Source organism: Pseudomonas sp. 05N434 (assembly GCF_056396965.1).
Genome location: NZ_JBFTMK010000300.1, coordinates 1 through 6,752, shown reverse-complemented (window position 1 = coordinate 6,752; position 6,752 = coordinate 1). Strand labels below are relative to the sequence as shown.

Annotated in this window: 4 protein-coding genes, 2 tRNA genes and 1 pseudogene; 1 reads left to right on the top strand and 6 read right to left on the bottom strand. The window is 60.1% G+C overall.

The window, feature by feature from the left end; translation table 11 throughout:
• Positions 1-13: 13 nt before the first annotated feature.
• From AC1DLB_RS18565 to uvrB, 6 genes are all read right to left on the bottom strand, one after another.
• A complete protein-coding gene (locus AC1DLB_RS18565; protein ID WP_018928104.1) occupies positions 14-847 on the bottom strand; it encodes an alpha/beta fold hydrolase in 834 nt (277 codons plus the stop codon).
• A 31-nt stretch (positions 848-878) separates the two neighbouring features.
• Positions 879-1,418, bottom strand: a complete 540-nt coding sequence (locus tag AC1DLB_RS18560) for a TetR/AcrR family transcriptional regulator (RefSeq protein ID WP_019582113.1) — start codon at positions 1,416-1,418, stop codon at positions 879-881.
• A gap of 182 nt (positions 1,419-1,600) precedes the next feature.
• Positions 1,601-1,676, bottom strand: a tRNA-Glu gene (locus AC1DLB_RS18555).
• A 79-nt stretch (positions 1,677-1,755) separates the two neighbouring features.
• Positions 1,756-1,831, bottom strand: a tRNA-Ala gene (locus AC1DLB_RS18550).
• A gap of 189 nt (positions 1,832-2,020) precedes the next feature.
• Entirely contained in the window at positions 2,021-3,502 is a 1,482-nt protein-coding gene (gltX, locus tag AC1DLB_RS18545) for a glutamate--tRNA ligase (RefSeq protein WP_477785411.1), read from the bottom strand.
• 189 nt (positions 3,503-3,691) lie between these two features.
• On the bottom strand, positions 3,692-5,707 hold the full coding sequence (uvrB, locus tag AC1DLB_RS18540) for an excinuclease ABC subunit UvrB (protein ID WP_019582112.1): 2,016 nt from the start codon (positions 5,705-5,707) through the stop codon (positions 3,692-3,694).
• A gap of 271 nt (positions 5,708-5,978) precedes the next feature.
• Between uvrB and AC1DLB_RS18535 the strand changes: the two are divergent.
• Positions 5,979-6,752 (top strand): annotated as a pseudogene (locus AC1DLB_RS18535) (aminotransferase class I/II-fold pyridoxal phosphate-dependent enzyme); the annotation flags it as partial.

The window sequence follows — 6,752 nt, the reverse complement described above, 5'->3', positions numbered from 1 at the left end:
GTGTAACGGAAGCTCAGGCCGATTGGCGCGATTGCAGGCTGCGACCGGCCAGCAGCGAGAGCACGCCATCGATCACCCGCGGATCGGCCAGGACCCGCTGATGACCGCCCTCTTCCAGGCGCAACAAGCGACTGTCGAACCAGGCTTCGTGAATCAATTGGGACTCCTTGACCGAGACAAAGCTGTCGTCCTCGGCATGGACAATCAGGCCTGGCATGTCGAGCTGATAGTGCGCGACATCCAGCGCAGCAGCACGCATGCCAACGTCTTTTTCGACCTGACGAATGAACGCCGAACGGGCTTTGGGCGGCAGGCGTACATAGCGCGCAAAACCGCGCAGCACCCCAAGGATTCGCGCCGGGGCGGCGATCGAGACCAGGGTTTCGGTGCGCAAGCCCAACTGCACCGCGAGCATGGCGCTGGCGCCGCCCATCGAGTGACCGATTACCGCTTGCAGCGGCGGTAGTTCAGCAGCTGCTTCAAGCATCGCCCGGGCGAACAGCACCACATTGGCTTCGCGTCCAGGCGAGCGACCATGAGCCGGGCCGTCCAGGGCGACCACGGTGTAACCGGCATCGACCAGCGCCGTGATCAGCGCGGCAAACTGCGTTGGCCGGCCTTCCCAGCCGTGCATCAACAACACCGCCGGGCCCTGTCCCCAACGCAGCGCCGAGAGGCCGAAGCGCAAGGTGATCCGCTCGGATTTCGCCAGCAGCGGCAATTCCCAATCACGCGGCGGCAACTCCCGCGGGGTCATGAATGCCAGACGCATCTTGCTCGCCACCAGCTTCGGTGCGAACCAGCCCAAGGTGCCATTAACGCCACGAACCCAGCTCAACGTGTTCATCGCCCATCTCCTCAGGCTGGATGCCTTTAGGTCACAGCACCGCCGATTTGGCGGCGCGCAGCAATCGATCGGACAACTCTCCTGGCCCCAGCGCCCGCGCCAGCGCCAAACCACCCACCATCAAGGCGATGTCGGCCAAGACCTTGTCGATGTCTTCCGGGCTGGCTGCCAACTGCGCGACCATCAATTCAATATGTTCATTCAACGCCACGCGAAATTCGTCCGGCAGACGGCCCAGTTCACTGATCGACGCTGGAACCGGGCATGCCTGCTCGGTGGAATCACGGTGTTTGCGCGACAGGTAGAACGCTGCGACCAACGCGCGACGCTCTTCGCCGGTCAACTCGGCATCCATGTCGGCGATCAAGTCACGACGATGGCTGAGCAGCTGCTTGAACGCCTCCAGCATCAACGCGTCCTTGCTTTCGAAGTGCGCGTAGAAACCGCCGACCGTCAGGCCGGCCGCGCCCATCACTTCGCCCACGCTCGGCTCGGCCGGGCCGCGCTGGATCAGCGCTGCACTGGCAGCCTTGAGGATGCGTTCGCGGGTTTGAGCTTTTTTATCGTTCATCGTTGCCTCCGAATATTACGACTAGAATATTATTCTCATAATAATTTTCCGCAAGTCGTGGATGTGACCGCTGGTCTGAAGAACAGTGTTGGGGAAAAAGGAGATTTGGCCAAACGCCAGACAAACAAAAGGGCCATTCAATAATTGAATGACCCTTAAAAATCCCGCAAAGCGGGTAATCGTGGCGTCCCCTAGGGGACTCGAACCCCTGTTACCGCCGTGAAAGGGCGGTGTCCTAGGCCACTAGACGAAGGGGACGCAAACCCTTCTATACAACTGATCARYGCTGAGWGYTGATCGMTTCAAGGCCGGTGTGGCCAGACCTTGAASTGTAAATTGGTGGAGCTAGACGGGATCGAACCGTCGACCTCTTGCATGCCATGCAAGCGCTCTCCCAGCTGAGCTATAGCCCCTCATCGCTGAGGACGGGGCGAATCTTAATGGCGCATCGGAAAGCTGTCAAACTTATTTTTCAAAAAATTTAAAATTTTTTGCCGACATAACAATCACTTACCGCCCTCCCCCCGTAAATTCGGGGGAAGCGCCGAAGATCAGGATCAAAAGATCGCGGCCTTCGGCAGCTCCTACTGAGTCAAACGCCGTCAGGCAATCGCGCCCAGAAGCTTTTCCCACTCTTTGTTTTCTTTCTTCGACACGCCGCCCAGCAGGTCAATGGCCTGGCGCAGACGGAAACGGGTCAGGTCCGGACCGAGGATTTCCATCGCGTCGAGTACCGATACCGAACTGGCCTGCCCGGTGATCGCAGCAAACATCAGCGGCATGGCGTCACGCAGCTTCAGCTCCAGGGATTCGACCACCGCCTGAATCGTTGCAGTGATGCTGTCCTTCTCCCACTGACGCAGGCTTTCCAGCTTCCACAGGATCAATTGCATCAACTGACGAACCTGATCGCCCGAGAGCTTCTTGGATTCGAACAGTTTAGCGTCCGGATTCACGCCACCAGCGAAGAAGAAGCCAGCCAGCGGTGCGACCTGGCTGAAGGTTTCAACCCGGCCCTGCACGTGCGGCGCGATCTTCATCATGTATTCAGGGTTCAGCGCCCACTTCTGCACGCGAGCGGCGAACTCTTCCAYCGGCAGGTCACGCAGCCACTGGCCGTTGAGCCACGACAGTTTCTCGATGTCGAAAATCGGCCCGCCAAGCGAGACGCGGTTCAAGTCGAAGTTGTCGACCATTTCCTGCAAGGAGAACTTCTCGCGCTCGTCCGGCATCGACCAGCCCATGCGGCCCAAGTAGTTGAGCATCGCTTCCGGCATGAAGCCCATGCGCTCGTAGAACGTCACCGAGGTCGGGTTCTTGCGCTTGGACAGCTTGCTCTTGTCCGGGTTACGCAGCAGCGGCATGTAGCACAGCTGCGGCTGTTCCCAGCCGAAGTACTCGTACAGCAGGATCAGTTTCGGTGCCGAAGGCAGCCATTCTTCACCGCGCAGCACGTGGGTGATGCCCATCAGGTGGTCGTCGACCACGTTGGCCAGGAAGTACGTCGGCAGGCCGTCGGTCTTCATCAGCACTTGCATGTCCATGCGATCCCACGGGATCTCGACATCGCCACGCAGCATGTCCGGCACCACGCACACGCCTTCGGTCGGCACTTTCATGCGGATCACGTGGGGTTCGCCGGCAGCCAGGCGGCGCGCGACTTCTTCCTTGGACAGCAACAGCGCACGGCCGTCGTAACGCGGGGTCTCACCGCGGGCCATTTGCTCGGCGCGCATCTGGTCCAGTTCTTCAGCGGTGCAGAAGCACGGGAAGGCATGGCCCATGTCGACCAGTTGCTGGCAGTACTTCTGGTAGATATCGCCGCGCTCACTCTGACGGTAAGGACCGTGCGGGCCGCCGACATCCGGGCCTTCGCTCCAGTCGATACCCAACCAGCGCAGGGCGTCGAAAATCTGCTGTTCGGACTCGCGGGTCGAACGCAGTTGGTCGGTGTCTTCGATCCGCAGGATGAACTCACCGCCATGCTGCTTGGCAAAGCAGTAGTTGAACAAAGCGATGTAAGCGGTACCTACGTGGGGGTCCCCGGTAGGCGATGGCGCGATGCGAGTGCGGACGGTGGTCATGGCATGTCTCAAAAAGAATGAAAAGCGAAGATCAAACAAGGGGCGAATGGTAACAGGCGATAGCCGCCCGGCTCCAGTGAGTGCGGGATTTAAGCGCCGCAGGAGCTGCCAAGGCTGCGATCTTTTGACTTTGCCTGTAAAAACAAGATCAAAGGATCGCAGCCTTCGGCAGCTTCTACAGAGGGAGCGTCAAACCGCGATCAACCGCTCCCGCAGCTTGCCGATTTCGTCGCGCAGCTGCGCCGCGGCTTCGAACTCCAGGTCGCGGGCGAGCTGGTACATCTTCTCTTCCAGCTGACGAATGCGCTTGGTGATCTCGCTCGGCGAACGCAATTCGGCTTCGTATTTGGCGCTTTCCTCGGCAGCCTTGGCCATGCCTTTGCGCTTCTTGCTGCGCGAACCCGGCACAGTCGCGCCTTCCATAATGTCGGCGACGTCCTTGAACACCCCTTTGGGCGTAATGCCGTTGGCCAGGTTGAAGGCGATCTGCTTGTCGCGACGACGCTCGGTTTCGCCGATTGCCCGCTCCATGGAACCAGTAATCCGATCCGCATACAGAATCGCCCGGCCATTAAGGTTGCGTGCCGCCCGGCCAATGGTCTGGATCAGCGAGCGTTCGGAGCGCAGGAAACCCTCCTTGTCCGCATCAAGAATCGCCACCAGCGAGACTTCCGGCATGTCCAGGCCTTCACGCAGCAGGTTGATCCCCACCAGCACATCGAAGGTGCCGAGGCGCAAGTCACGGATGATCTCGACCCGCTCCACGGTGTCGATGTCCGAGTGCAGATAACGCACGCGCACGCCGTGATCGGCCAGGTAATCGGTCAAATCCTCGGACATGCGCTTGGTCAGCGTGGTCACCAGCACCCGCTCTTCCAGGGCTACGCGCTTGGTGATTTCCGAGAGCAAGTCGTCGACCTGAGTCAGCGCCGGACGGATTTCGATCTGCGGGTCCACCAGGCCAGTCGGGCGCACCACTTGCTCGACCACGCGCCCTGCGTGCTCCGCCTCGTAATTGCCCGGCGTGGCCGAGACAAATATTGTCTGCGGGCTGATGCCTTCGAACTCGTCGAAACGCATTGGCCGGTTATCCAGCGCCGATGGCAGGCGGAAGCCGTATTCCACCAGCGTTTCCTTACGGGACCGGTCGCCCTTATACATGGCACCGACCTGCGGCACGCTGACGTGGGATTCGTCGATCACCAGCAAGGCGTCGGCTGGCAGGTAGTCAAACAAGGTGGGCGGCGCCTCGCCGGATGCACGGCCCGACAGGTAGCGCGAGTAGTTTTCGATGCCGTTGCAGTAACCCAGCTCCAGAATCATCTCCAGGTCGAAACGGGTGCGTTGCTCCAGCCGCTGGGCTTCCACTAGTTTGTTGTTGGAGCGCAGGTATTCCAGGCGCTCCTGCAACTCGACCTTGATCCCCTCGACGGCGTCGAGCAGGGTTTCCCGAGGCGTCACGTAATGGCTCTTCGGATAGAAGGTGAAGCGCGGCAGCTTGCGGATGACTTCGCCCGTCAGCGGATCGAAGGCGGACAGGCTTTCCACCTCGTCATCGAACAGCTCGATGCGGATCGCCTCAAAATCGGATTCCGCCGGGTGGATATCAATCACATCGCCGCGCACCCGGAAAGTCGCCCGGGCGAAATCCACGTCGTTGCGGGTGTATTGCAGGTCGGCCAGGCGACGCAACAGCGCACGCTGGTCGAGCTTGTCGCCGCGATCCACGTGCAACACCATCTTCAAATAGGTTTCCGGGCTGCCCAGACCGTAGATGCACGACACCGTGGTGACGATGATTGCGTCTTTGCGTTCCAGCAGCGCTTTGGTCGCGGACAGGCGCATCTGCTCGATGTGGTCGTTGATCGAGGCGTCCTTCTCGATGAAGGTGTCGGACGACGGCACATAAGCTTCGGGCTGGTAGTAGTCGTAATAGGAGACGAAGTATTCAACGGCGTTGTTCGGGAAGAACGCCTTGAACTCGCCGTACAATTGCGCGGCCAGGGTCTTGTTCGGCGCCAGCACCAGCGTCGGGCGCTGCACTTGGGCGATCACGTTGGCGATGCTGAAGGTCTTGCCCGAGCCGGTCACACCGAGCAGCGTCTGGTGCGCCAGCCCGGCCTCGATGCCCTCGACCATCAGACGGATGGCTTCCGGCTGATCGCCGGCGGGCTCGAAGCGGGTGACTAGCTGGAATTCAGACATACATACCTCTGGTTCACTCTTGCCCGGTTAAGCCGGACAGGAACGAGAAAGACCGCAAACGACCGATGTCGCCCGAGGAAAAAACTGGATTGTGCTCAATGTGGAGCCGATTGCCATCCCTTTCAAGGCAAACGTCCTACATCGGGTAAAACCTTTGACGACGTCGCTCGACCAACGATCGAAAAATAATTGGAAAAACTTACCGTAAAAGCCGAATCGCCTGTCGCCATCAATCGCTGATGGCCTCTATACTAGCTCCCCGTTTGTGCACCGCTTCCCTCTCCTGCGCGCCGTTGTCGAAGCCGAGACGATTCGCGCCGCTCAACACGTTTCCCGTGGCTACTTGCCGATCGACGGCATCGCCGCCTACGACCAGGCCGTGCAGAAACTGCTGTTCGGCAATGACTCGCCACTGATCGCTGCTGGCCGGGTCATCACCACCCAGGCCGTCGGCGGTACTGGCGCGCTGAAAATCGGTGCCGATTTCCTCAAGCAACTGCTGCCGAACGCCGTCGTGGCGATCAGCGACCCGAGCTGGGAAAACCACCGCGCACTGTTCGAAACCGCCGGTTTCCCAGTACAGAACTATCGCTACTATGACGCCGCCACCCACGACGTTAACCGCGCCGGCCTGCTGGAAGACCTGAACGCCCTGCCGTCCGGCTCCATCGTTGTGCTGCACGCTTGCTGCCACAACCCGACTGGCGTCGACTTGAGCCCGGCGGACTGGAAAAACGTGCTGGACGTGGTGAAAGCCAAAGGTCACATTCCATTCCTCGACATGGCCTACCAGGGCTTTGGCGACGGTATCGATGAAGACGCTGCCGCTGTGCGCCTGTTCGCCGAATCGAACCTGACCTTCTTCGTTTCCAGCTCGTTCTCCAAATCCTTCTCGCTGTACGGCGAGCGCGTTGGCGCCCTGTCGATCGTCAGCGAATCGAAAGAAGAAAGCGCGCGCGTGCTGTCGCAAGTCAAACGCGTGATCCGCACCAACTACTCCAACCCGCCGACCCACGGTGCAAGCATCGTCGCCGCTGTGCTGAAC

What these genes read in the sequence shown, in the direction of transcription:
- uvrB (WP_019582112.1), bottom strand. Translation starts at nt 5,707, where the DNA reads ATGTCTGAATTCCAGCTAGTCACCCGCTTCGAGCCCGCCGGCGATCAG.
- AC1DLB_RS18565 (WP_018928104.1), bottom strand. Translation starts at nt 847, where the DNA reads ATGAACACGTTGAGCTGGGTTCGTGGCGTTAATGGCACCTTGGGCTGG.
- AC1DLB_RS18560 (WP_019582113.1), bottom strand. Translation starts at nt 1,418, where the DNA reads ATGAACGATAAAAAAGCTCAAACCCGCGAACGCATCCTCAAGGCTGCC.